The sequence below is a fragment of the Streptomyces sp. NPDC045778 genome, assembly GCF_056431945.1.
Genome location: NZ_JBWKJZ010000017.1, coordinates 129,393 through 150,654, shown reverse-complemented (window position 1 = coordinate 150,654; position 21,262 = coordinate 129,393). Strand labels below are relative to the sequence as shown.

General features: G+C 73.5%; 18 protein-coding genes and 1 riboswitch. Of the genes, 6 read left to right on the top strand and 12 right to left on the bottom strand.

Annotation, left to right across the window (positions count from 1 at the left end):
- Position 1 precedes the first annotated feature (1 nt).
- Positions 2-655, bottom strand: coding sequence for a response regulator transcription factor (locus AC07GB_RS22685; RefSeq protein WP_030680296.1), 654 nt, complete (start codon positions 653-655; stop codon positions 2-4).
- 351 nt (positions 656-1,006) lie between these two features.
- Here AC07GB_RS22685 and AC07GB_RS22680 point away from each other — a divergent pair, with 351 nt between their 5' ends.
- On the top strand, positions 1,007-1,180 hold the full coding sequence (locus tag AC07GB_RS22680) for a hypothetical protein (protein WP_171075874.1): 174 nt from the start codon (positions 1,007-1,009) through the stop codon (positions 1,178-1,180).
- Between the two features lie 89 nt (positions 1,181-1,269).
- Here the strand turns inward: AC07GB_RS22680 and AC07GB_RS22675 are convergent, their stop codons facing one another.
- Entirely contained in the window at positions 1,270-2,088 is an 819-nt protein-coding gene (locus AC07GB_RS22675; RefSeq protein WP_478848154.1) for an inositol monophosphatase family protein, read from the bottom strand.
- 9 nt (positions 2,089-2,097) lie between these two features.
- The gene (locus tag AC07GB_RS22670; RefSeq protein WP_478848152.1) at positions 2,098-3,237 is read right to left on the bottom strand and encodes a ferrochelatase; all 1,140 of its coding nucleotides are present in this window, start codon (positions 3,235-3,237) and stop codon (positions 2,098-2,100) included.
- Positions 3,238-3,508: 271 nt separating this feature from the next.
- On the opposite strand from AC07GB_RS22670, the gene AC07GB_RS22665 reads away from it, so the two are divergent.
- Both AC07GB_RS22665 and AC07GB_RS22660 read left to right on the top strand, forming a co-directional pair.
- Positions 3,509-4,771, top strand: a complete 1,263-nt coding sequence (locus AC07GB_RS22665; protein WP_478848150.1) for an MFS transporter — start codon at positions 3,509-3,511, stop codon at positions 4,769-4,771.
- Entirely contained in the window at positions 4,707-6,050 is a 1,344-nt protein-coding gene (locus AC07GB_RS22660) for a D-arabinono-1,4-lactone oxidase (RefSeq protein ID WP_478848147.1), read from the top strand. Before AC07GB_RS22665 ends, AC07GB_RS22660 begins: the two co-directional genes overlap by 65 nt.
- Before the next feature lie 27 nt (positions 6,051-6,077).
- On the opposite strand, the gene AC07GB_RS22655 is transcribed toward AC07GB_RS22660, so the two are convergent.
- Positions 6,078-7,454, bottom strand: a complete 1,377-nt coding sequence (locus AC07GB_RS22655) for a hypothetical protein (protein ID WP_478848145.1) — start codon at positions 7,452-7,454, stop codon at positions 6,078-6,080.
- A gap of 497 nt (positions 7,455-7,951) precedes the next feature.
- Here AC07GB_RS22655 and sepH point away from each other — a divergent pair, with 497 nt between their 5' ends.
- Entirely contained in the window at positions 7,952-9,013 is a 1,062-nt protein-coding gene (sepH, locus tag AC07GB_RS22650) for a septation protein SepH (RefSeq protein WP_478848143.1), read from the top strand.
- Positions 9,014-9,240: 227 nt separating this feature from the next.
- On the opposite strand, the gene AC07GB_RS22645 is transcribed toward sepH, so the two are convergent.
- On the bottom strand, positions 9,241-10,071 hold the full coding sequence (locus AC07GB_RS22645) for a sulfurtransferase (protein WP_478848141.1): 831 nt from the start codon (positions 10,069-10,071) through the stop codon (positions 9,241-9,243).
- 450 nt (positions 10,072-10,521) lie between these two features.
- Here AC07GB_RS22645 and AC07GB_RS22640 point away from each other — a divergent pair, with 450 nt between their 5' ends.
- On the top strand, positions 10,522-11,349 hold the full coding sequence (locus AC07GB_RS22640) for a VOC family protein (protein ID WP_478848139.1): 828 nt from the start codon (positions 10,522-10,524) through the stop codon (positions 11,347-11,349).
- 19 nt (positions 11,350-11,368) lie between these two features.
- Here AC07GB_RS22640 and AC07GB_RS22635 read toward each other — a convergent pair whose 3' ends face one another.
- The 4 genes from AC07GB_RS22635 to AC07GB_RS22620 all read right to left on the bottom strand — a co-directional run bounded on the left by AC07GB_RS22635 (position 11,369) and on the right by AC07GB_RS22620 (position 16,886).
- The gene (locus tag AC07GB_RS22635; protein ID WP_478848137.1) at positions 11,369-12,076 is read right to left on the bottom strand and encodes a thymidine kinase; all 708 of its coding nucleotides are present in this window, start codon (positions 12,074-12,076) and stop codon (positions 11,369-11,371) included.
- Between the two features lie 63 nt (positions 12,077-12,139).
- Positions 12,140-13,339 carry an alkaline phosphatase family protein gene (locus AC07GB_RS22630; RefSeq protein WP_478848135.1) on the bottom strand — a complete coding sequence of 400 codons (1,200 nt, stop codon included), beginning with the start codon at positions 13,337-13,339 and terminating at the stop codon, positions 12,140-12,142.
- Positions 13,339-13,944: a DUF5998 family protein gene (locus AC07GB_RS22625; protein WP_478848133.1), complete on the bottom strand. Its 606-nt coding sequence runs from the start codon at positions 13,942-13,944 to the stop codon at positions 13,339-13,341. Before AC07GB_RS22625 ends, AC07GB_RS22630 begins: the two co-directional genes overlap by 1 nt.
- A 71-nt stretch (positions 13,945-14,015) precedes the next feature.
- Complete coding sequence (locus AC07GB_RS22620) at positions 14,016-16,886, bottom strand: bifunctional acetate--CoA ligase family protein/GNAT family N-acetyltransferase (protein ID WP_478848131.1); 2,871 nt, start codon at positions 16,884-16,886, stop codon at positions 14,016-14,018.
- Between the two features lie 179 nt (positions 16,887-17,065).
- Between AC07GB_RS22620 and AC07GB_RS22615 the strand changes: the two genes are divergently transcribed.
- Complete coding sequence (locus AC07GB_RS22615; protein WP_138962230.1) at positions 17,066-17,347, top strand: HPr family phosphocarrier protein; 282 nt, start codon at positions 17,066-17,068, stop codon at positions 17,345-17,347.
- Positions 17,348-17,645: 298 nt separating this feature from the next.
- Here AC07GB_RS22615 and AC07GB_RS22610 read toward each other — a convergent pair whose 3' ends face one another.
- The 3 genes from AC07GB_RS22610 to AC07GB_RS22600 all read right to left on the bottom strand — a co-directional run bounded on the left by AC07GB_RS22610 (position 17,646) and on the right by AC07GB_RS22600 (position 21,257).
- Positions 17,646-18,320 carry a GntR family transcriptional regulator gene (locus AC07GB_RS22610; protein WP_478848129.1) on the bottom strand — a complete coding sequence of 225 codons (675 nt, stop codon included), beginning with the start codon at positions 18,318-18,320 and terminating at the stop codon, positions 17,646-17,648.
- A 294-nt stretch (positions 18,321-18,614) separates the two neighbouring features.
- Complete coding sequence (locus AC07GB_RS22605) at positions 18,615-19,460, bottom strand: M23 family metallopeptidase (RefSeq protein ID WP_478848127.1); 846 nt, start codon at positions 19,458-19,460, stop codon at positions 18,615-18,617.
- Positions 19,461-19,472: 12 nt separating this feature from the next.
- Positions 19,473-19,634, bottom strand: a riboswitch (cyclic di-AMP (ydaO/yuaA leader).
- Positions 19,635-19,874: 240 nt separating this feature from the next.
- Positions 19,875-21,257, bottom strand: a complete 1,383-nt coding sequence (locus AC07GB_RS22600) for a M16 family metallopeptidase (RefSeq protein WP_478848216.1) — start codon at positions 21,255-21,257, stop codon at positions 19,875-19,877.
- Positions 21,258-21,262 lie beyond the last annotated feature (5 nt).

The following is a 21,262-nucleotide window of genomic DNA, read 5'->3' as shown; positions in this document are numbered from 1 at the left end:
ATCAGATCCGGTAGCCCGAGCCGGGCACCGTGACGATGACGGCGGGCTCGCCGAGCTTACGGCGCAGGGTCATGACGGTGACCCGGACGACGTTCGTGAACGGGTCCGTGTTCTCGTCCCAGGCCTTCTCCAGGAGCTGCTCGGCGGAGACCACGGCGCCCTCGCTGCGCATCAGGACCTCCAGGACGGCGAACTCCTTGGGCGCGAGCTGGATCTCGCGGCCCTCGCGGAACACCTCGCGGCGGTTCGGGTCGAGCTTGATGCCGGCGCGCTCCAGGACGGGCGGCAGCGGCACGCTGGTGCGCCGGCCGAGAGCACGCACGCGTGCCGTCAGCTCGCTGAAGGCGAACGGCTTGGGCAGGTAGTCGTCGGCGCCGATCTCCAGGCCCTCGACGCGGTCGCTGACGTCGCCGGACGCGGTGAGCATCAGGACGCGCGTGGGCATGCCCAGCTCGACGATCTTGCGGCAGACGTCGTCGCCGTGCACGAGCGGGAGGTCGCGGTCCAGGACGACCACGTCGTAGTCGTTCACACCGATGCGCTCCAGGGCGGCCGCGCCGTCGTACACGACGTCGACGGCCATGGCCTCCCGGCGCAGTCCGGTGGCCACCGCATCGGCGAGCAGCTGCTCGTCCTCGACGACGAGTACGCGCACGTCGCTGTCCTTCCTCTGCGCCCGGCCCCGGTTCTCCCGTGGGCAGGGCAGGTCTGATCTGGGGGTGAGGCCTCCATCCTGCCCCTTTCGGCCATAAACCGGCTGTAAGACGGCCGGTGCCCCTGGGAACACGGGAATTTCTCGGTTCTTCTCAGACTTCCGCCAGCGTTTGAGGTTTCCCTGAGGAGGGCCGGGGGGAGGACGGCCTGTACACCCCGCGATCACGCTTCGTATGTGATGCGCCACGACGCGCTCCACGCAGCGTCATCGGACGTGATCGCCGCTTCTCGGGCACACCCCCGTGCCACCCGATCCACCCGACCCACACGACCCAGCCGAGGGGGCGCAACCATGGACGCATTCACCGCAGGTCTCCTGCAGCGCATAAAGACCACGGAATCCGACCTCGCGCAGGCCCGCGAGACGGGCGACGACTTCCTGGCCGAGGTCGAGCTGGCGGAGCTGGAAGACCTCCACCGCCTGGCCGCCGAGCACGGTGTGGAGGTCGCCGTCCCGTCCTCCTGACCGGCCGACACGTGACACCTCAGGGCCCCGGCGCTCCGCTTCTGCGGGCGCCGGGGCCCTGACGTGCCGCCTCGGGCCGTGCGGGCGCCTCAGTCGTGCCAGGCGCCGCGCTCGTCGAGGAACGCCTGGAGCGGCTCGAAGAGGCCGGGCGGGCCCGCCACCGTCAGCTCGGTGGACAGGGGCTCGCCGGGGCGGCCGCCGGTGAGGGCGCCCGCCTCGCGCGCGACGAGGTCTCCGGCGGCGAAGTCCCAGGGGTTCAGGCCGCGTTCGTAGTACGCGTCCAGGCGGCCCGCCGCCACGTCGCACAGGTCGATCGCCGCCGAGCCGCCCCGGCGGATGTCCCGCACGCGCGGCAGCAGCTCCCGGGCGACCTCGGCCTGGCGGGCGCGGCGCTCGGCGATGTACCCGAAGCCGGTGCCGATCAGGGCCTGCTCGAACGGGGGCGCGGTGCGGGCGCGCGCCGCCCTGTCGTTGACGTACGCGCCCTGGCCGAGCACCGCGCGGAACGTGTCGCCGCGCACGGGCGCGTGCACGACGCCGACGAGGGTCTCGCCGCCCGCGCGCGCGGCGATGGACACCGCCCAGTCCGGGCGGCCGTACAGGTAGTTCACGGTGCCGTCGATCGGGTCGATCACCCACTGGACGCCGCTGCTGCCCTCGAAGCTCGCGCCCTCCTCGCCGAGCACGCCGTCGTCGGGCCTGCGCTCGGCGAGGAAGTCCGTGATGAGCTTCTCGGACGCGATGTCCATCTCGGTGACGACGTCGACGGCACTGCTCTTCGTGGCGGCCACGCCCAGGTCGTCCGGGCGGCCGTCGCGCAGCAGCTCACCGGCGCGGTGCGCGGCCTCCAGGGCGACGGCGAGCAGTTCGGCCTTCAGGTCGTCCTGGGCGGTGGTGCGGTCGGTCACAGGGGCTCCTCAGGCGAACGGGCTGTCGGCGCCCGCCGCGGCGGGCTTCGGGGTGCGCGCGGGGCAGCAGCCCACCGGGCACAGGTCGTGGCTCGGGCCGAGCGCGCCCAGGGCGCAGGGCGTCACCGCGCGCCCGCTCTCGGCCGCGGCGCGCTCCAGGACCAGCTCGCGCACCGCCGCGGCGAACCTCGGGTCGGCGCCCACCGTGGCCGAGCGCCGCACCGGCAGACCCAGCTCGGCCGCCTTCGCCGTGGCCTCGGTGTCGAGGTCGTACAGCACCTCCATGTGGTCCGACACGAAGCCGATCGGGACCATCACCACGGCGGGGGCGCCGGCGCCGTGCCGCTCCTCCAGGTGGTCGCAGATGTCGGGCTCCAGCCATGGGATGTGCGGGGCCCCGGAGCGCGACTGGTAGACCAGCTCCCAGGGGCGGTCGACGCCGGTCTCCACGCGGACCGCCTCCGCGATGACGCGGGCGACGTCCAGGTGCTGCTTCACATACGCCCCGCCGTCGCCGTGGTCGGCCACCGGGCCCGAGGTGTCGGCCGCGGCCGTCGGGATGGAGTGCGTGGTGAACGCCAGGTGCGCGCCGTCCCGGACCTCGTCGGGGAGGTCGGCGAGGGACTTCAGGACGCCGTCGACCATCGGGCGCACGAAGCCCGGGTGGTTGAAGTAGTGCCGCAGCTTGTCCACGCGCGGGGGCTCCAGGCCCTCCTCCTGGAGGGCCGCCAGCGCCTCCGCGAGATTCTCGCGGTACTGCCGGCAGCCCGAGTACGAGGCGTACGCGCTGGTGGTGAGCGTGAGCACGCGGCGGCGCCCGTCGCGCGCCAGGTCCCGCAGGGTGTCCGTCAGATACGGCGCCCAGTTGCGATTGCCCCAGTACACCGGCAGGTCGAGGCCGTGGTCGGCGAAGTCCTTGCGCAGGGCGTCCAGAAGGGTGCGGTTCTGGTCGTTGATGGGGCTGACGCCGCCGAAGAGGAAGTAGTGCTGCCCCACCTCCTTCAGGCGCTCCTTGGGGATGCCGCGGCCCCGCGTCACGTTCTCCAGGAACGGAACGACGTCGTCCGGGCCCTCGGGCCCGCCGAACGAGAGCAGCAGCAGGGCGTCGTACGGAGTGGGATCCAGTGGGGAATCCAGCGCATCGGACATGCCTTTGATCCTGCCACTCGCCACTGACAGGCGGGAAACGGCGGTGCTGCCCACCGGGGGCGCGGCACTCCCCGGCCGGGAAGCGGTGGTCCCCGCCGGCCGCCCAGGGAGGCGGACCCACAGACACCCCTCGGCGGGGCGTGGCCGAGCCGGAAAAATCCGGTGCGCCAAAGGTCTTCCCGGCCGTAAGCTGTATCAGCCATCTTCACGCCTTACCGGAGCCGCGCGACCTCTCACGGGTCGGCCGCCCCTGCGCCCCCGCGGAGTCCACGTGCCGAGCCCCTACCGCGCCATCTTCGCCGCCCCCGGCAGCAAGGGCTTCTCCGCCGCCGGCCTCATCGGGCGGATGCCGTTGTCGATGATGGGCATCGGCATCGTGACGATGGTCTCCCAGATCACCGGGCGGTACGGCCTCGCGGGCGCCCTGTCCGCCACCGTCGCGCTGTCCGCCGCCGCGATCGGCCCGCAGATATCCCGGCTCGTGGACCGGCACGGCCAGCGCCGGGTGCTGCGACCCGCGACCCTGGTGACGCTCGTCGCCGTCGCGGGCCTGCTGCTCGCCGCGCGCCTCGAGCTGCCGGACTGGACGCTGTTCCTCTTCGCCGCGGTCGCGGGCTGCGTGCCGAGCCTCGGCTCGATGGTGCGGGCGCGCTGGGCGGCCCTGTACCGCGACACCCCGCAGCTGCACACGGCGTACTCCTTCGAGTCCGTCGTGGACGAGATCTGCTTCATCTTCGGGCCGATCATCTCGATCGGCCTGTCCACGGTGTGGTTCCCGGAGTCGGGGCCCCTCCTCGCGGCCGTGTTCCTGGCCGTGGGCGTCTTCTGGCTGACCGCGCAGCGCGCCACCGAGCCGGTGCCGCATCCGCGCGAACACCACACCCGGGGCTCCGCGTTGCGCTCCCCCGGGCTCCAGGTCCTGGTCGCCGCGTTCGTCGCCACGGGCACGATCTTCGGCGCGGTGGACGTGGTCACGGTGGCCTTCGCCGAGGAGGAGGGCCGCAAGAGTGCCGCGAGCCTGGTCCTCGCCGTGTACGCGCTCGGCTCCTGTCTGGCGGGCGTCGGCTTCGGCCTCATGCACTTCGCCGGGGCGCCCGCGCGCAGATGGCTGGTGGGCCTGTGCGCGATGGCCGTGAGTATGATCCCGCTGCAACTGGTCGGGAGCCTGCCGTTCCTGGCCGCGGCGCTCTTCCTCGCGGGCCTGTCCATCGCACCGACGATGATCACGACCATGGCCCTCGTGGAACAGCACGTACCACGCGCGAAGCTGACCGAGGGCATGACCTGGGTCAGCACCGGCCTCGCCGTCGGGATCGCGCTCGGCTCCTCCGTGGCCGGCTGGGTGATCGACGCCGCGGGACCGAGCGCCGGGTACGGCGTGGCGGGCGTGGCCGGGGCGCTCGCGGCGGCGGTCGGATTCCTGGGGTATCGCCGGCTGCAGCGGCCGGATCCGCGACGGGGAGGGACCCATGGGCAGGGCAACGGGCAGGGGCACGGCAGCGGCCACCGGGAGGAGCCGAGCGACGTGGCGTAACTGGGCGGGGACCGTCAGCGCGCACCCCGCGCGCGAGGCGACGCCCGCCTCGGTCGACGAACTCGTCGCGGCGGTCCGCGGGGCCAGGGCCGAAGGCCTGACGGTGAAGCCCGTGGGCACCGGCCACTCCTTCACGGCCGCCGCCGCGACCGACGGCCTGCTGATCCGCCCCGACCTGCTCACCGGCATCCGCGGGATCGACCGCGCCGCGGGCACCGTCACCGTCGAGGCGGGCACCCCGCTCAAGCGCCTGAACGCCGCGCTCGCCCGCGAAGGCCTGTCGCTGACGAACATGGGCGACATCATGGACCAGACGGTCTCCGGGGCCGTCAGCACCGGGACGCACGGCACGGGCCGCGACTCCGCGTCGATAGCCGCCCAGATCACGGCGCTCGAACTGGTCACCGCGGACGGCGAGATCCTCACCTGCTCCCGTCACGAGCACCCCGACGTCTTCGCCGCCGCGCGCGTGGGCCTCGGCGCGCTCGGCGTCATCAGCGCGATCACGTTCTCCGTAGAGCCCCTCTTCCTCCTGCGGGCACGCGAGGAGCCCATGACCTTCGACCAGGTCACCGGGTCGTTCGACGAACTCGTCACCGAGAACGAGCACTTCGAGTTCTACTGGTTCCCGCACACCGACAACTGCACCACCAAACGCAACAACCGCAGCCTGGGCCCCGCGGCCCCGCCCGGCGCGATCAGCGCCTTCGTAGAGGACGAACTGCTCTCCAACGGCCTCTTCCAGGCCGTCAATTCGCTCGGCCGTGCCGTGCCCGCGACCATCCCGGCCATCGCCAAGATCTCCAGCAAGGCCCTGTCGGCCCGCACGTACACGGACATCCCGTACAAGGTCTTCACCAGTCCCCGGCGGGTGCGCTTCGTGGAGATGGAGTACGCCGTCCCGCGCGAGGCGCTCGTGGACACGCTGCGGGAACTGAAGGCGATGATCGAGCGCTCCGCGCTGCGCGTGAGCTTCCCCGTGGAGGTCCGCACGGCCCCCGCCGACGACATCACGCTCTCCACGGCGTCCGGCCGCGACAGCGCGTACATCGCCGTGCACCTCTACAAGGGCACGCCCTTCCGTACGTACTTCAGCGCCGCGGAGCAGATCTTCGTCGCCCACGAAGGGCGGCCCCACTGGGGCAAGCTCCACACCCGCGACGCCGCGTACTTCGCCGCGGCGTATCCGCGCTTCGCCGAGTTCACGGCGCTGCGCGACCGCCTCGACCCGGACCGGCTCTTCGCCAACGCCTATCTGCGGCGGGTCCTCGGCGGCTGAGCCGCCGGGCCGGGGCGGCCGCCCCGTTCACTGCTCGGGCGACTGCTGCCGCTCCTGGACGTCGTTCCCGCCGCCGTTGGACGGCGTGGGCGTCGGGGTCGGGGTGGGCGTCGGGGTCGGCGTGGGAGTGGGCGTGGGGGTCGGGTCGACCTTCGAGCCGCCGTCGCCGGAGTCACCGCCGTCGTCCTTGCCGCCGTCGTCGGGCTTGTCCCCCTGGTCCTTGCCGGTGCCGGTCCCGGTGTCCGAGCCGGTGCCGTCGCCCGGCGAGGGCTTGTCGCTGGGGTCCTTGGAGGTGTCGTCGCCCTGCTGGGAGCCGTCGCCGTTGTCGCCCGTGCCCTCGTCGGAGGGCTGATCGGAGTCGCCGCCCGGCTTCTGGTCGTCCGACTTGGAGGAGGAGTTCTTGCCCTTCACGAAGTCGCCGATGGACGTGCTCTGGTCGTCGCCGCTGAAGCTCTGGCCGCTCACCAGCTCGTACGTGGTGATGCCGGTGAGGGCCACGCCGAAGACGACGGCGGCGGCGATCAGCGGCCGCTTCCAGCTCGTCACCCGCGCGCGGTGCGTGGTGCCCTCGGTGAACTCGTCCGACGGGAGCGGTGGTTGCGGCGGCCCGGGCACCGCGGGGCCGGTGCCGCGCAGCACGCGGGTCCGCTGGTCGCGCGGCATCAGCTGGGTCGCGTCCACCGACCCGAGGAGCTGCGTCCGCTCGGCGTCGGCGGACCCGGCGGGCAGCGCGGTGGTGGGATCGCCGGGCCCGAGCGCGGGCAGGGCGACCGTCGGATCGGCGGCACCGGCCATCGGCAGCGCGGCTCCCGGATCGGCTCCCGCCCTGGGAAGGACGGCCGTCGGGTCGGCCACCTCGGCCATCGGCAGCGCGGCCGTCGGGTCGGCGTCCGGGGCGTGGTGGCCGCTCGGCTGCCTGCCCCAGGTGGTGGTCACCGGGCCCGTGCCGGTCACATAGCCGGACGAGGTCGCGTAACCGGACGAGGTCCCGTAGCCGGACGGGGGCACGTGACCGGACGGGGGCACGTGACCGGGCGCGGGCGTGGAAGGCGCGGCTCTGAAGGCCTCGGGCACCGGCGTGGCCCCGGTCACCGGCACCTGCTGCGCCTTCGGCTTGGCCTGTACCGCGACGTCGCGGATCTGCTCACCCGTGCGCTTGAAGAAGTGCTGGAAGACCGTGCCTCCGCAGGTGGCGATGCCGCTCACCACACCGGCACCGAGAATCGTCCCGTACACGCCGAAGCTGGACGCGAGCTTCGCGGCGAGGACGGCGGCCACGGCACTGCCCGCCACCTGCGGCACGCTCAGGTCGAGCCGCTTCTTCGGCGCGTCCTCCGACGTGCCTTCCGAGGTGTCATGCGCCGTGTCCTCCGAGGTCCTGCCGAGATCCGGCTTGCCACGCATCTCCGACTCTTGCCGCCTTTCTCGCCTTGCCGACTTCCGTACCGATTCGCGCACGAGTCACGCGAGTCACATGAGAAAGGGACGTACGTCCGAAGAAAATAGTTCCGCTTCTGGCGTTTACGTGAAGAGCGCCACCTACGCGCGGGGGCTTCGCGCCCCTGCCACCATCAACTCCCTTCACCCGGGAGAAGTTCGGCGGCGTGCCGGTCCACCCGGGTGGCCCGAATGGAGTAGTGTTGCTGGCCCTGGGCCCGGTCTCCATCCAGGGTGCCCGGGGCCAGCCAGGACCGCCGGGAGGGGGCTCGCTGCACAGGGTGACGAGGTTGGTCACTTAGCGTTGCGAATAGGTAACCGTGCCATAACGGCGAACCAGGGCCCATGCCCGACACGCCGGGCAACTCGGCAAGGTTGTGGCAGGCTGCACCCGGGCAGGCCACACTCGACTAGCGGAAGCAGCGACGCACGTGACGTCGGCAGGCACCACCCGGGAGGTCCCCATGCCCGAACTGCGTGTCGTGGCCGTCAGCAACGACGGCACACGGCTGGTGCTGAAGGCTGCGGACAGCACGGAGTACACGCTTCCCATCGACGAACGGCTCCGTGCCGCCGTACGCGGCGACCGCCCGAGACTCGGCCAGATCGAGATCGAGGTGGAGAGCCACCTCAGGCCCCGTGACATCCAGGCCCGTATACGCGCTGGAGCCAGCGCGGAAGAAGTCGCCTCGCTCGCCGGCATCCCCGTCGACCGCGTCCGCCGCTTCGAGGGCCCCGTGCTCGCCGAGCGCGCCTTCATGGCCGAGCGCGCCCGGAAGACCCCCGTGCGCCGCCCCGGCGAGAACACCGGCCCTCAGCTCGGCGAGGCCGTCCAGGAGCGGCTCCTGCTGCGCGGCGCCGACAAGGAATCCGTCCAGTGGGACTCCTGGCGCCGCGACGACGGCACCTGGGAGGTGCTGCTCGTCTACCGCGTCGCCACCGAGCCGCACTCCGCGAGCTGGACGTACGACCCGCCGCGCCGCCTCGTCCAGGCCGTCGACGACGAGGCCCGCGCCCTCATCGGCGAGACCGACGACATCGCCGCGCCCGAGCCGAGCTTCCCGTTCGTGCCGCGCATCGCCCGGCTGCCCCGGGACCGGCCGCTGGAGCGCGCCCTGGAGCGCCCCGGCACCCCGGCCCCCGAGCCCGCGGAGGAGCCGGGCCCCGGCGGCGCCGTCGCCGAGCAGGAGCGCGACTCGCTGACCAGCCTCCTGGAGGCGGTACCGAGCTTCCGGGGCGACATGGTCGTCCCGGAGCGCCCCACCACCGCACCCTCCGAACTGCCGTCCGCACCGGAGGAGCCGGAGCAGGAGCCCGAGGCCGAGGAGCCCCCGGCGACCGCCGCGTCGGCCGGTTCGGCGTACGCGGACGTGCTGATGCCGCGTGCCGTCGCCAGCCACCGCGAGCGCCTGGTCGGGTCCACGGACCGCCAGGCCGAGGCGGACGGCGTCCGGCCCGGCCGCCGCGCCGCCGTGCCGAGCTGGGACGAGATCGTCTTCGGCACCCGCCGCAAGAAGCAGGAGTAGCCGCGCGGCGGTGGAGGAACCATCCTCCGCACGCCCCACGGACACACCGAAGGGCCCGTACGCAAGATCCGTACGGGCCCTTCACATAACGGACACGTGTCACGGAGCGTAACCGCCTCCCGCCTACGGAGCGTGAGCATCGCGCCCGGGCGCGCGGCGCCGCGAAGTCACACGGCGTGACACACGGCTCCGGGGACATCGATGCCGTCGCCGTCCCCGGAGATCCCCTACTGCGGATCCGGCCCCTTCGCCACCGGACGGGACGCGTCCGACGACCACTCCGACCATGAACCGACGTACAGCGCCGCCGGAATGCCCGCCACCGCGAGCGCGAGGACCTCGTGGGCGCCCGAGACGCCCGAACCGCAGTACACCCCGACCTCCGGCGCCTCGCGGGCGCCCAGGGCCGTGAAGCGGGCCGTCAGCTCCCCGGCCGGCCGGAACCGGCCATCCTCGGAGACGTTCTCCGTCGTGGGGGCCGACACGGCGCCCGGGATGTGACCGCCCACGCGGTCGATCGGCTCGACATCGCCCCGGTAGCGCTCCGCGGCCCGCGCGTCCAGGAGCAGCCCCGAGCGGGCCAGGGCGGCCGCACCGTCCGCGTCGAGCCGCGCCACCGAGTCGGGGACCGGCGTGAACGCGCCCTCCCGGGGCGGGCGTACGTCACCGGACTCCAGCTCGCCGCGCCACGCCGGGAGCCCGCCGTCGAGGACGCGCACCGACGGATGACCCGCCCAGCGCAGCAGCCACCAGGCGCGCGCCGCGGCCCAGCCCTGCCCGCCGTCGTACACGACCACGTCCCGGTCCCCCGAGACGCCCGCCGCCCGCATCGCCGCGCCGAAGCGGGCGACGTCCGGCAGCGGATGCCGGCCTTCCGCGCCGGCCGGACCGGCCAGATCGGCGTCCAGGTCGACGAAGACCGCCGACGGGATGTGCGCCTCCTCGTAGGCGGGGCGCTGCTGCGGGCCGCCCAGCTGCCAGCGGACATCGAGCAGTATCGGCGGGTTCCCGCCCGCCAGGTCGCTCGCGAGTTCGGATGCGGAGATGATGGCTTTCATGAGCCCCATCCTTGCCCACGGGGTGGCCGCCGCGTCCAGCTCCGGCTAACCTGCTCGGCCGGACCCGCCCGAACACGTGGCGTACGGATCCGGGCACGCCCCGTACCGAAGGTGGACACGGCTCGGCAATCGCACGTTCACGGATGGGAAACGGCAGACCGGGCATCCTCCGCCAGGAAATGGAAAAGGCGGCGCGGCCGGGGGGCGCCGGGCGGCGGGTGGTGCGAGCATCTGCACGGACGGGCATGCGCGCGGCCAGGGTACGCGCGTTCGAAAGGCGAATCGAAGCGGAGTGGCGACGGCTGACCGACAGCGGGCGACGGACGGCAGCGGGCGGACGAGCGACGTCATGCAGAGCGCATGACGGATCGCGAAGCCTGTCCCCTGACGTCAGCCGTCCGTGATGTCCGTGAGCCGGGGACGCCACGAGGGCCCGAGGAGAGAGTGACGATGACCGAGGCACGGTGGCCGGACAGCCGACGCGAACGGACCGCGCGGCCCGCACCCGGCACGCCCTGCTGGGTGAGCCTGATGGCGCACGACCTGGCCGCGACCCAGGAGTTCTACGCGCGGCTCTTCGGCTGGACGTACCAGCCCGGGCCGCAGCAGCTGGGCCCCTACGTACGCGCCTTCCTGGGCGACAGCGAGGTCGCCGGGATCGGCGAGCTGCCGGCCGACCGGCGCCTGCCCATCGCCTGGACCCCGTACCTGGCGACGGACGACGCCGACGAGACGGCGGAGATGGCGCGGCACTGCGGCGGGACCGTCGGCGTCGGCCCGCTGGACGCGGCCGAGGCCGGGCGCCTGGCGATCGGCTCCGACCCCGCGGGCGCGGTGTTCGGCATCTGGCAGCCCGCGGAGCACCTGGGCACCGCGGTGGCCGGGGTGCCCGGCGCGCCCGCCTGGAACGAGCTGGTGACCCGGGAGACGGCGGAGGTCGCCAAGTTCTACCGGACCCTCTTCGGCTACACCGAGGAGGCGTCCGACGCGCCCGACACGGACTTCCTGACGTTCTTCCTGGAGGGCAGGGCGGTGGCGTCGGTGCACGGCGTCGGGAACGCGCTGCCGCGCGACCGGGGCGCGTACTGGATGACGTACTTCGAGACCGCGGACGTGGACGCGGCGGCGGAGCGGGTGACCGAACTCGGCGGCCGTGTCGTGCGTCCCGCGCGCGAGGGCACGCATGGCCGGATCGTGACGGTCGCCGACCCGGAGGGCGCGGAGTTCACGCTCGTGCACACCGAGCGGCCGTGCCAGGAGCCTCCGGAGACGGCCTGACGGCGGCGCCCCGGGTGGCCTAGGAGTGCTCCAGGGCGCCGTCGGCCGCGCGGGCGCCGGGCTCGGCGTGCTCGCTGTGATCGGTGTCGAGCGGCAGGACGTCCGGCGACAGGGCGCCCGCGTGGGCGGACGCGGCGGTCATGCGGCGGCGGTGGTGACGGCGGCACACGACTTCGTAGCCCACCTCGTCGGCGGCCTGGTTGACGTCTCCGACGACGACCTGGGCGCCCTCGACGACCATGTGGCCGCCGACCGTGCGGGCGTTGTGGGTGGCGCGGGCACCGCACCAGCACAGGGCCTCGACCTGGAGGACCTCTATGCGGTCGGCCAGCTCGACGAGCCGCTGGGAGCCCGGGAAGAGCCGGGTGCGGAAGTCGGTGGTGATGCCGAAGGCGAAGACGTCGAGGCCGAGGTCGTCGACCACGCGCGCGAGCTGGTCGACCTGCTCCGGGGTGAGGAACTGCGCCTCGTCGACGATGACGTAGTCGGCGCGGCCGCCCTGGGAGAGGCGGTCGACGAGGTGGGCGTAGAAATCGAGGTCGTCGGTGACTTCGAGGGCCTGGGTGACGAGGCCGAGGCGGGAGGAGAGCTTGCCCGCGCCCGCGCGGTCGTTGCGCGCGAAGATCATCCCTGCGAGGCCGCGAGCCGAGCGGTTGTGCTCGATCTGCAACGCGAGGGTGCTCTTCCCGCAGTCCATCGTTCCGGAGAAGAACACCAGCTCAGGCATGGGGAGTTGCGGGCCTTTCATCGTGTGGGGGCGTGCGGGGGCAAGCACGGGGGCGCGTGGCGGCTAGGAGCGTACTTCGAGCAGCGGTACGAGCTGTTCGGCAGGGGTCATGGAACCGTGGTTGCCGACCATCGCGGACTCGTGGGGCTCGGTGCGGGAGGCGATGATCAGGGCGTCGTCGTGGGCGGCGGCCACCACGTCGCCGATGCGGCCGTGGACGCGCTCGTCGACGCGCGGGCCGAACCACCCCGCGGCTATGGCCTCCTCGCGTCCGGCCACCCAGAAGCGGTCCCCGAGGACCTCCCGCCAGACGGCGAGGACGTCGGCCTCGGCCCCGGGGACGGCGTAGACGTGGCGGGCGCGGCCCTCGCCGCCGAGCAGGGCGACGCCCGCGCGCAGCTCCCAGTCCTCGTCGAAGTCGATCCGGGACTCGTCGTCGAAGGGGATGTCGACCATGCCGTGGTCGGCCGTGACGTACAGGGCGCTGCGCGGCGGGAGCTGCTCGGCCAGGCGCTGGACGAGCCGGTCGACGTACATGAGCTGGCCGCGCCAGGCGTCGGAGTCGAGGCCGAAGCGGTGGCCCTTGCCGTCGACTTCCGCGTAGTAGGTGTAGACCAGGGAGCGGTCGCCCGCGGCGAGCTGCTCGGCGGCGAGGTCCATGCGGTCCTCGCCGGAGAGGCGGCCGCGGAAGGTGCCGCCGCTCAGGGCGACCTTGGTGAGCGGCGTGTGCTCGAAGGTCGGCGAGGAGACCTGGGCGGTGTGGACGCCCGCCTCGTGGGCGCGCTGGAAGATCGTGGGGTACGGCTGCCAGGCGTGCGGGTCGGTCCAGGGCTTCCAGCGCAGCTGGTTCATCAGCTCGCCGGTCTCGGGGTTGCGGGCGGAGTACCCGGGCAGGCCGTGGGCGCCCGGGGGCAGGCCCGTGCCGACGGAGGCGAGGGAGGTCGCCGTGGTGGCGGGGAAGCCCGCGGTGATGGGGCGTCCGGTGCCGCCGCGCGAGGAGCCGATGAGCGAGGTCAGGAAGGGCGCTTCGGCGGGGTGGGCGCGCAGCTGCTCCCAGCCGAGGCCGTCGATGAGGAAGACGCAGTTCCGGTCGGCGGGGCCCAGCTCGCCGATGGCGGGCGCGAAGCCGTCGACCCCCTGGTGGGCGACGAGCGTGGGCAGCAGGTCGGCGAGCGACCCGGTGCCGTACTCGGGCAGCGGCGCGGTGGCGAGATCCAGGGGCTGTACGTCGTCCCAGCCGCCGGTCCAGTCGGCTGTGACCATCAGCGGGCGGCGCCCGAGCCGCCGGCGGTGGCCGCCGTGGCCTCGGAGAGGGCCTGGGCGAAGGCGAGGGTCTGGCGGACCGTGTCGGGGCCGTCGCCGGCCTCGCTGACGCGCAGGCTGAGGTCGTCGGCGGTGGAGCTGCCCGTGTAGCCGTGGTCGGCCTCGCAGTTGGGGTCGCCGCAGGCGGCCGGTTCGAGGTCGATGCGGGACACCGCGCCCCAGCCGATGGTGAGGACGACCTCGCGGGGCAGGGAGCCGGGAACGTACTTCTCGGGGTTGGCGACGACGCGGCTGACGACGACCGACGAGATCCGGCCGATCTTCACGGACTCGGTGGAGGTCGTGGCGTACGGGGTCGGCGAGGTGCTGTCGGCCGCCTGCTCGTCGGTGTGGCTGACGATGAAGCGGGTGTCGGTGAGGACGAGCACCGTCACGTGACGGCGTACTTCGTTGGCGTCGAAGGTGGTCTCCTGGTGGACCAGGTACGACCCGATGGTCTCGCCGCCGACCGCGGCCTCCACCGCCTCGGCCACGAGGGCCGGGTAGTAGCCGCTGCGCTCGATCGCCGCGCGCAGCCCCTGGGTCGTGGTACCGGTCTTTGCCATGCGCCCATCCTACGACCCGGCGCCCGCCCCGAGGTGCGCGGTGGCCGCCTCGGCGGGCGGCGCGGGGCTCGTCAGTAGGCGGGCAGGGTGCGCGGCCCCAGGTCGTCGCGGGCCGGGGGCGGGGCGAGGCGGACGGTGCCGCTGAGGACGGACAGGCCGTCCTGGGCGACGACCACCGGTTCCAGTGAGACGGTGACCACTTCGGGGTGGTCGTCGACCAGGCGCGAGACGCGCTGGAGCAGCTCTTCGAGGGCGGCGGTGTCCACCGGGGCCGAACCGCGCCAGCCGAAGAGGAGGGGGGCGGTCCTGATCGACCGTACGAGGGTGCGGGCGTCGCGGTCGGTGACGGGAATCAGCCGGTGGGCGGTGTCCCCGAGGAGTTCGGAGGCCGCGCCCGCGAGCCCGAAGGACAGCACCGCTCCGGCGGCCGGGTCGTGCCCCGCCCGCACGACGGTGTCGACGCCGCGCGCGACCATGGCCTGGACGACGGGCCGCAGCTCGGCGGGGCGGCCGAGGGCGTGGGTCAGCTCGCGGTAGGCGCGGCGCAGCTGCTCCTCGTCGGCGAGGTCGAGGCGGACGCCGCCGAGGTCGGGGCGGTGGCGCAGGTGCGGGGCGGTGGTCTTGAGGGCGACGGGGTAGCCGAGCCTGTGGGCGGCGTCGGCGGCCGCGTCGGCGTCGGGCGCGGGCAGGACGGGGTGGACGGCGATGCCGTAGCGGCCGAGCAGGTCGCGGGCGTCGTCGGGGCCGAGGGTCAGGCCGTGGGCGTCGTCGCCCTTGGCGAGGAGGCCCGCGATCAGGTCGGCGGCGCCCTGTTCGTCGATGTCGTCGTACTCAGGCACCTTGCCGGGGTCGGCGACGTCGTGCCGCCACTGGGCGTAGGTGACGGCTTCGGCGAGGGCGCGCACGGCCCGCTCCGCGGCGGGGTAGGCGGGGATGCGGGCGTGCGGCGGCGGGGTGTCGGCGGCGGGCGGCGCGGCGGGCGGCCGGTCGGCGGGGCGCGTGGCGGCCTGGGGCTTGGTGCTGGCGGCGGCGGAGAGTGCCTCGGCGAGTTCGCCCAGCTCCACGTGGACGACGGCGACGGGTTTGGTGGGGCAGGAGGCCGCGGCGGCCCGCAGGGCGGTGGCCAGGGTCTCCCCCTGGCCCTTGCGGCTTGACTCGCCGAGCGAGGGGATGACGGTGACGACGGCCGCGTCACAGGTGTCGGCGGCGAGCGCGGCGCCCAGCGCGGCCCGGAAGTCCTCGGGCGTCGCGGCCGTGGTCAGGTCGCGCGGGGGCAGCGGGCGCAGGCCCTCGGCGACGCACGCGTCGTACGTGAGCAGGCCGAGGGACTCGGAGTTGCCGAGGATGGCGACGCGGGGCCCGGCGGGCAGCGGCTGGCCCGCGAGCAGAAGCCCGGCGTCGACGAGTTCGGTGACGGTGTCGACGCGGATGACCCCGGCCTGGCGCAGCAGCGCGGAGACGGTGGCGTGCGGGAGCCGGGTCGCGGCCCCGGCGTGCCCCGCGGGGGCGATGCCGCTGTGGCGCGCGCCCTGGACGACGACGAGGGGCTTCGCGGCGGCGGCACGGCGGGCGAGGCGGGTGAACTTGCGCGGGTTGCCGATGGACTCCAGATACATGAGCGCGACGTCGGTGTCCGGGTCCTCGTACCAGTACTGGAGGACGTCGTTGCCGGAGACGTCGGCGCGGTTGCCCGCGCTGACGAACGTCGAGATGCCCGTCAGGCCCGCGCCGCGCCGGTGCAGCCGGGACAGCAGGGCGATGCCGATGGCGCCGGACTGGGTGAACAGGCCGATGCGTCCGGCGGTGGCCGGTTCGGGAGCCAGCGAGGCGTTCAGGCGTACGTCGGCCGCGGTGTTGATGACGCCGAAGGCGTTCGGGCCGATGAGGCGCATGCCGTAGGAGCGGGCCTGGCGGACGAGTTCGCGCTGGCGCTCGCGCCCTTCGGGGCCGCTCTCGGCGTAACCGGCGGAGAGTACGACGAGCCCCTGCACGCCGTGTTCGCCGCACTCGGCGACCGCTTGTGGCACGTGCTCGGCGGGGACGGCGACGACGGCGAGGTCGACGGGCTCGGCGATGTCGCGTACGGAGCGGTGGGCGGGGGCCCCTTCGGCGCCCTCGGCGGTCTCGTGGTCGCCGAAGGCGCGGTTGACGGCGTGGAGGCGGCCGGTGAAGCCGCCGCGCAGCAGGTTGCGCAGGACGCCGCGGCCGACGCTGTCCTCGGCGCGGCCGACGCCGATGACCGCGACGGAGCCGGGTGCGAGCAGGCGCTGGACGGAGCGGGCCTCGGCGCGTTGTTCGCGGGCGCGCTGGACGGCGACGGAGCGGTCGGTGGGCTCCAGGTCGAGTTCGAGGCGGACGACGCCGTCCTCGAAGCTGCGCTGCTGCTGGTATCCGGCGTCCGTGAAGACCTTCACCATCTTGGTGTTCGAGGGCAGGACCTCGGCGGCGAAGCGGCGGATGCCGCGCTCGCGGGCGACGGCGGCGATGTGTTCGAGCAGCGCGGAGGCGACGCCGCGGCCCTGGTGGGCGTCCTGGACCAGGAAGGCGACTTCTGCCTCGTCAGCGGGCGCAGAGGCCGGGCGGCCCTGGGCGTCGATGCGGTCGTACCGGACGGTGGCGATGAACTCGCCGCCGATGGTGGCCGCGAGTCCGACGCGGTCCACGTGGTCGTGGTGCGTGAAGCGGTGCACGTCCTTGGCGGACAGGCGGGGGTAGGGCGCGAAGAAGCGGTAGTACTTCGACTCGTCCGAGACCTGCTCGAAGAAGCTGACCAGGCGGTCCGCGTCGGCGGCCGTGATGGGCCGGATGCGCGCGGTGCCGCCGTCGCGCAGCACCACGTCGGCCTCCCAGTGGGAGGGGTAGGGGTGCTGCTCCGCCGGGGCGGGGGCGGGCGCGGCACTGTCCGACGAGGGGTGCGCTGGGCCGTCCGCCGGGGTCTGCATGGGGCCAGGGTACGGGTCGCGCGGCCGCCTGGGCCGGGGCAATGTAGGAGGGGTCGAAAGGCGGTCGGGTGGCGGGCGGCGGGTCGTGGGGCAGCGCGGCCGCGGCCCTGCGGGAGCACCCGGGTCGGCATGAGACACTGGTCTAGACAAGTGTGAGACACCTGGAAGGGCAGCAACACATGGCTGAGCGCCGCGTCAACGTCGGCTGGGCCGAGGGCCTCCACGCCCGGCCCGCCTCCATCTTCGTCCGTGCGGCCACGGCCTCGGGCGTCCCCGTGACGATCGCCAAGGCCGACGGCAACCCCGTCAACGCGGCCTCGATGCTCGCGGTGCTCGGCCTGGGCGCGCAGGGCGGTGAGGAGATCGTGCTCGCTTCGGACGCCGAGGGCGCGGACGCCGCCCTGGACCGGCTGGCGAAGCTCGTCTCGGAGGGCCTTGAGGAGCTTCCGGAGACCGTCTGACACTGTCGGACACAGCGTGCCGGAGCCGCGCGGACCACTCGGTGGCCGCGCGGCTTCGTCGTGTGGTGGCGTTCCTGAAGAGCGCCCGCCGGCAAAAGCGCGGCGGGAATTCATGAGCCGGTGGCGTACCGCCGGTGGAACAAACGCGTCGGCCTCGCGGGAAAGCCGGGCGGGGAATTCCCACTCCGGTGTGCCGGGCTTTCACAGACACCGCGTATGACGTCCGGTACGCGTTGGTACGCACGTCCCGTATACGAGTCCTGTGTACGGGGTACGAGTCCTGTGTACGGGGTCCCTGTTAATTCCGTACGCCCACTTTGTTGACGGCGTGTTGCGAACCCCTCACACGCCCGGCGCGCGGCCGGTACGCGGACGCCGCGCGCTCGGCGTGCAGAAGCGTGAGCGCGCGGGCCCGGTCCGCGTCCTGGCGGGCGACCGCGTCGACGACCGCGCCGTGCCCCGCCCACAGCTCCGTGGCCGCGACCGGGGCGTCCGCCACGTACATCCAGGCGACCTTGTGGCGCAGCTGCGTGAGCAGGGCGATGAGGCCGGGGCTCGCGGAGGCCTGGGTGAGCGTCTCGTGGAACCAGCCGTCGAGCGAGCGCAGGTCCTCGCCGCCGCCGCGCCGGGCCCGCTCCTGGCCGAGCCGCACGAGGCCGCGCAGGACCTTCAGATGGGCGTCGGTGCGGCGCTGCGCCGCGCGGGCGGCCGCCAGTGGCTCCAGGAGCGTGCGGACCTCCAGGAGGTCGGCGGCGTCCTGCTCGGTCGGCTCGGCGACGCAGGCGCCCGCGTGCCTGCGGGTGACCACGAAGCCCTCGGCCTCCAGGGTACGCAGGGCCTCGCGCACGGGGACGCGCGAGACGCCGTAGCGGCGGGCGAGGAGTTCTTCGGTGAGCCGCGTGCCGCGTTCGTAGACACCGGAGACGATGTCGTCCCGGATGGCCGTGCAGACCGAGTGCGCGGGAACGCGCATGACGGACCTCCGCTTTAATGCCCGGGAAACGCGTCGCGCGACGCGTTGACGACGCTGGTGCGGCGACTCTTTGGTCGGTGCATGGACGGCCGCTGTATGGCCGCCGTATGGACGTGGTCACTACGGACTCTATTGCAGATGGCCGCGTTTTCCGATGGGGCGTCGGAATCCATGGATATCTTTTGGCCAAAGGTGTGCGCCGCGGCCCGCCGACAGCGAAAGCCCCGGCTCGGTGAGCCGGGGCTTTCGGGAAGTGCGCGGGGCGCGGCGGACGCTCGCGCCGCGGGCGGAGCGTCAGACGCTCACGCCGTGGGAGCGCAGGTACGCGATCGGGTCGATGTCCGAGCCGTAGTCGGCGCCGGTGCGGGCCTCGAAGTGCAGGTGCGGACCGGAGGAGTTGCCGGTGGACCCGGAGAGGCCGATCTGCTGGCCCGGGGTGACGGTCTGGCCGACGGTGACGCCGAGGGACGACAGGTGGCCATACTGGGTGTACGTGCCGTCGTTCATCTTGATCACGACGTTGTTGCCGTAGGCGCCGCCCCAGCCCGCCTCGACGACGGTGCCCGCGCCGACCGCCTGCACCGAGGTGCCGGACGCGGCGTGGAAGTCGATGCCGGTGTGGCTGCCGGAGGACCACATGCCGCCGCCGGCCTTGTAGGAGGTGGAGACGTACGAGCCGGCGACCGGGGCGACGTAGGCGTTCAGGCGCTTGCGCTCGGCGTCGCGGGCGGCGCGCTCGCGGGCCCGCTCCTTGGCCTCCTTCGCCGCCTTGACCCTGGCCTTGGCCTCGGCCTCCTTCTTCGCCTTCTCCTTGGCGGCGGCCTCGGCCTTGCGCTTCTGCTCGGCGGCCTTCTGGCGCGCGGCCTCTTCCGCCTTCTTCTGGGCGGCGGCGTCGTTGGCGGCCTGCTTCTGGGCGGCGGCCTGGGCGTCGATCTCGTCGGCCAGCGTGTCGTTGATGGCGATGGCCTGCGTGAGGCCGGTGCTCGCCTGGTCCGCGGAGGCGTCGGCGGCGAGCGCGGGAGCGGCGAGGCCCGAGATGACACCCGTGGTGGTGAGGGCGGCGACGCCCGCGGCGCTCGCGGTCGTGCGCGAGATGCGGCTCGGGCGGCGGTGCTTGCCGGTCGGGCGGATGAGCGCCATGAAGCGGCTGGTCCTTTCCTTCCTTCTCGCCTACCGGGTTAGCTGACGGGTTCGGAGCAGGAAGGTCTCCTACGGACTCCTCGCCTCGCGGCAAGGGGACCGATTCACCCCAGGGACGTGTGGGTCCCCGGCTCCCCTGGCTCACGCCGTACGGGGACTCGGCGATGACTGTCCGGTGCCACGGACGCGGCGTAGTGCCTGACGGACAGCCGCACTGACGCTAAACGCCTCATCTTTCAATCGACAAACGGATCCTGCCTTTTGTAGCGCACGCCACACGGCAGACACCCAACCTCCATGTCAATTCGGACATATGGCAGCATGCAGGGACCCCGGAGGCTTCCTGAGCCTCCGGGGTCCCTTGAGTTACGAGGCGTTCGTGCCGATATGCCCGCCGGGGCGGGTGCGCGGCAATCAGCCGGTGACGACCGTCACTTCACCGATGCCGAGGGCTCGCACGGGCTCCTCGATCTGCGCGGCGTCACCGACGAGCACCGTCACCAGGCGGTCGCTCGGGAACGCGCTCACGACGGCCGCGGTGGCCTCCACGGTGCCGGTCCCGGCCAACTGCCGGTACAGGCTCGCCTGGAAGTCGTCCGGCAGCTCCTGCTCGACCTGGTCGGCGAGCGTCGCGGCGACGGCGGCGGCCGTCTCGTACTTCAGCGGGGCCACGCCCACCAGGTTCTGCACGGCGACGTCGCGCTCGGCGTCCGTGAGGCCCTCGGCGGCGAGGGTGCGAAGGACCTTCCACAGGTCGTCGAGGGCCGGGCCCGTGTTCGGCGTGTCCACGGAGCCGCTGATGGCCAGCATGGCGACGCCCGGGGCGCCCTCCGGGGACCGCGGCGCCGCGGAGCGCAGCACCTGGCTGAAGGCGCGCACGCCGTACGTGTATCCCTTCTCCTCGCGCAGGACGCGGTCCAGGCGCGAGGTGAGGGTGCCGCCCAGGCAGTACGTGCCGAGGACCTGCGCCGGCCAGACGATGTCGTGCCGGTCCGCGCCCACGCGGCCGATGAGGAGCTGCGTCTGGACGGCGCCGGGGCGGTCCACGATGACGACGCGCCCGGTGTCGTCGGCGGTCACCTGGGGCATCACGTGCGGCTCGGCCGACCCGCCCGTCCAGGCGCCGAGGGTGTCGGTGAGGACGGCGTCGAGGTCCGTGCCGGTGAGGTCGCCCACCACGACGGCGGTGGCCGTGGCGGGGCGCACGTGCTTCTCGTAGAAGGCGCGTACGGCCGCGGAGTCGATGGCGGCGACCGTCTCCTCGGTGCCCTGGCGCGGGCGCGACATGCGCGAGGTGGCCGGGAAGAGCTGCTTGGCCAGCTCCTTGGCGGCGCGGCGCGCGGGGTTGGCGGTCTCGTGCGGGATCTCGTCCAGGCGGTTGCGGACGAGGCGCTCGATCTCGCCGTCCTCGAAGGCGGGCGCGCGCAGCGCGTCGGCCAGCAGGCCGAGGGCCTTCGGCAGGCGGGAGACGGGCACTTCGAGGGACAGCCGGACACCGGGGTGGTCGGCGTGCGCGTCAAGGGTGGCGCCGCAGCGGTCCAGCTCGGCGGCGAACTCCTCGGCGGAGTGCTTGTCGGTGCCTTCGGAGAAGGCCCGCGCCATGATCGTGGCCACGCCGTCCAGGCCCTGCGGCTCGGCGTCCAGGGGGGCGTCGAGGTGGACCTCGACGGCGACGAGCTGCTGGCCGGGGCGGTGGCAGCGCAGCACCGTCAGGCCGTTGGCCAGGGCGCCGCGCTCGGGGGCCGGGAAGGCCCAGGGCTTGGCCGTGCCGGCCTGGGGCTGCGGGTGGAACTGCATCGTCA

What these genes read in the sequence shown, in the direction of transcription:
- AC07GB_RS22635 (WP_478848137.1), bottom strand. Translation starts at nt 12,076, where the DNA reads ATGCCTGAGCTGGTGTTCTTCTCCGGAACGATGGACTGCGGGAAGAGC.
- AC07GB_RS22600 (WP_478848216.1), bottom strand. Translation starts at nt 21,257, where the DNA reads ATGCAGTTCCACCCGCAGCCCCAGGCCGGCACGGCCAAGCCCTGGGCC.
- AC07GB_RS22670 (WP_478848152.1), bottom strand. Translation starts at nt 3,237, where the DNA reads ATGTCCGATGCGCTGGATTCCCCACTGGATCCCACTCCGTACGACGCC.
- AC07GB_RS22680 (WP_171075874.1), top strand. Translation starts at nt 1,007, where the DNA reads ATGGACGCATTCACCGCAGGTCTCCTGCAGCGCATAAAGACCACGGAA.
- AC07GB_RS22625 (WP_478848133.1), bottom strand. Translation starts at nt 13,944, where the DNA reads ATGGCAAAGACCGGTACCACGACCCAGGGGCTGCGCGCGGCGATCGAG.
- AC07GB_RS22660 (WP_478848147.1), top strand. Translation starts at nt 4,707, where the DNA reads ATGGGCAGGGCAACGGGCAGGGGCACGGCAGCGGCCACCGGGAGGAGC.
- sepH (WP_478848143.1), top strand. Translation starts at nt 7,952, where the DNA reads ATGCCCGAACTGCGTGTCGTGGCCGTCAGCAACGACGGCACACGGCTG.
- AC07GB_RS22615 (WP_138962230.1), top strand. Translation starts at nt 17,066, where the DNA reads ATGGCTGAGCGCCGCGTCAACGTCGGCTGGGCCGAGGGCCTCCACGCC.
- AC07GB_RS22655 (WP_478848145.1), bottom strand. Translation starts at nt 7,454, where the DNA reads ATGCGTGGCAAGCCGGATCTCGGCAGGACCTCGGAGGACACGGCGCAT.
- AC07GB_RS22630 (WP_478848135.1), bottom strand. Translation starts at nt 13,339, where the DNA reads ATGGTCACAGCCGACTGGACCGGCGGCTGGGACGACGTACAGCCCCTG.
- AC07GB_RS22605 (WP_478848127.1), bottom strand. Translation starts at nt 19,460, where the DNA reads ATGGCGCTCATCCGCCCGACCGGCAAGCACCGCCGCCCGAGCCGCATC.
- AC07GB_RS22645 (WP_478848141.1), bottom strand. Translation starts at nt 10,071, where the DNA reads ATGAAAGCCATCATCTCCGCATCCGAACTCGCGAGCGACCTGGCGGGC.
- AC07GB_RS22610 (WP_478848129.1), bottom strand. Translation starts at nt 18,320, where the DNA reads ATGCGCGTTCCCGCGCACTCGGTCTGCACGGCCATCCGGGACGACATC.
- AC07GB_RS22620 (WP_478848131.1), bottom strand. Translation starts at nt 16,886, where the DNA reads ATGCAGACCCCGGCGGACGGCCCAGCGCACCCCTCGTCGGACAGTGCC.
- AC07GB_RS22640 (WP_478848139.1), top strand. Translation starts at nt 10,522, where the DNA reads ATGACCGAGGCACGGTGGCCGGACAGCCGACGCGAACGGACCGCGCGG.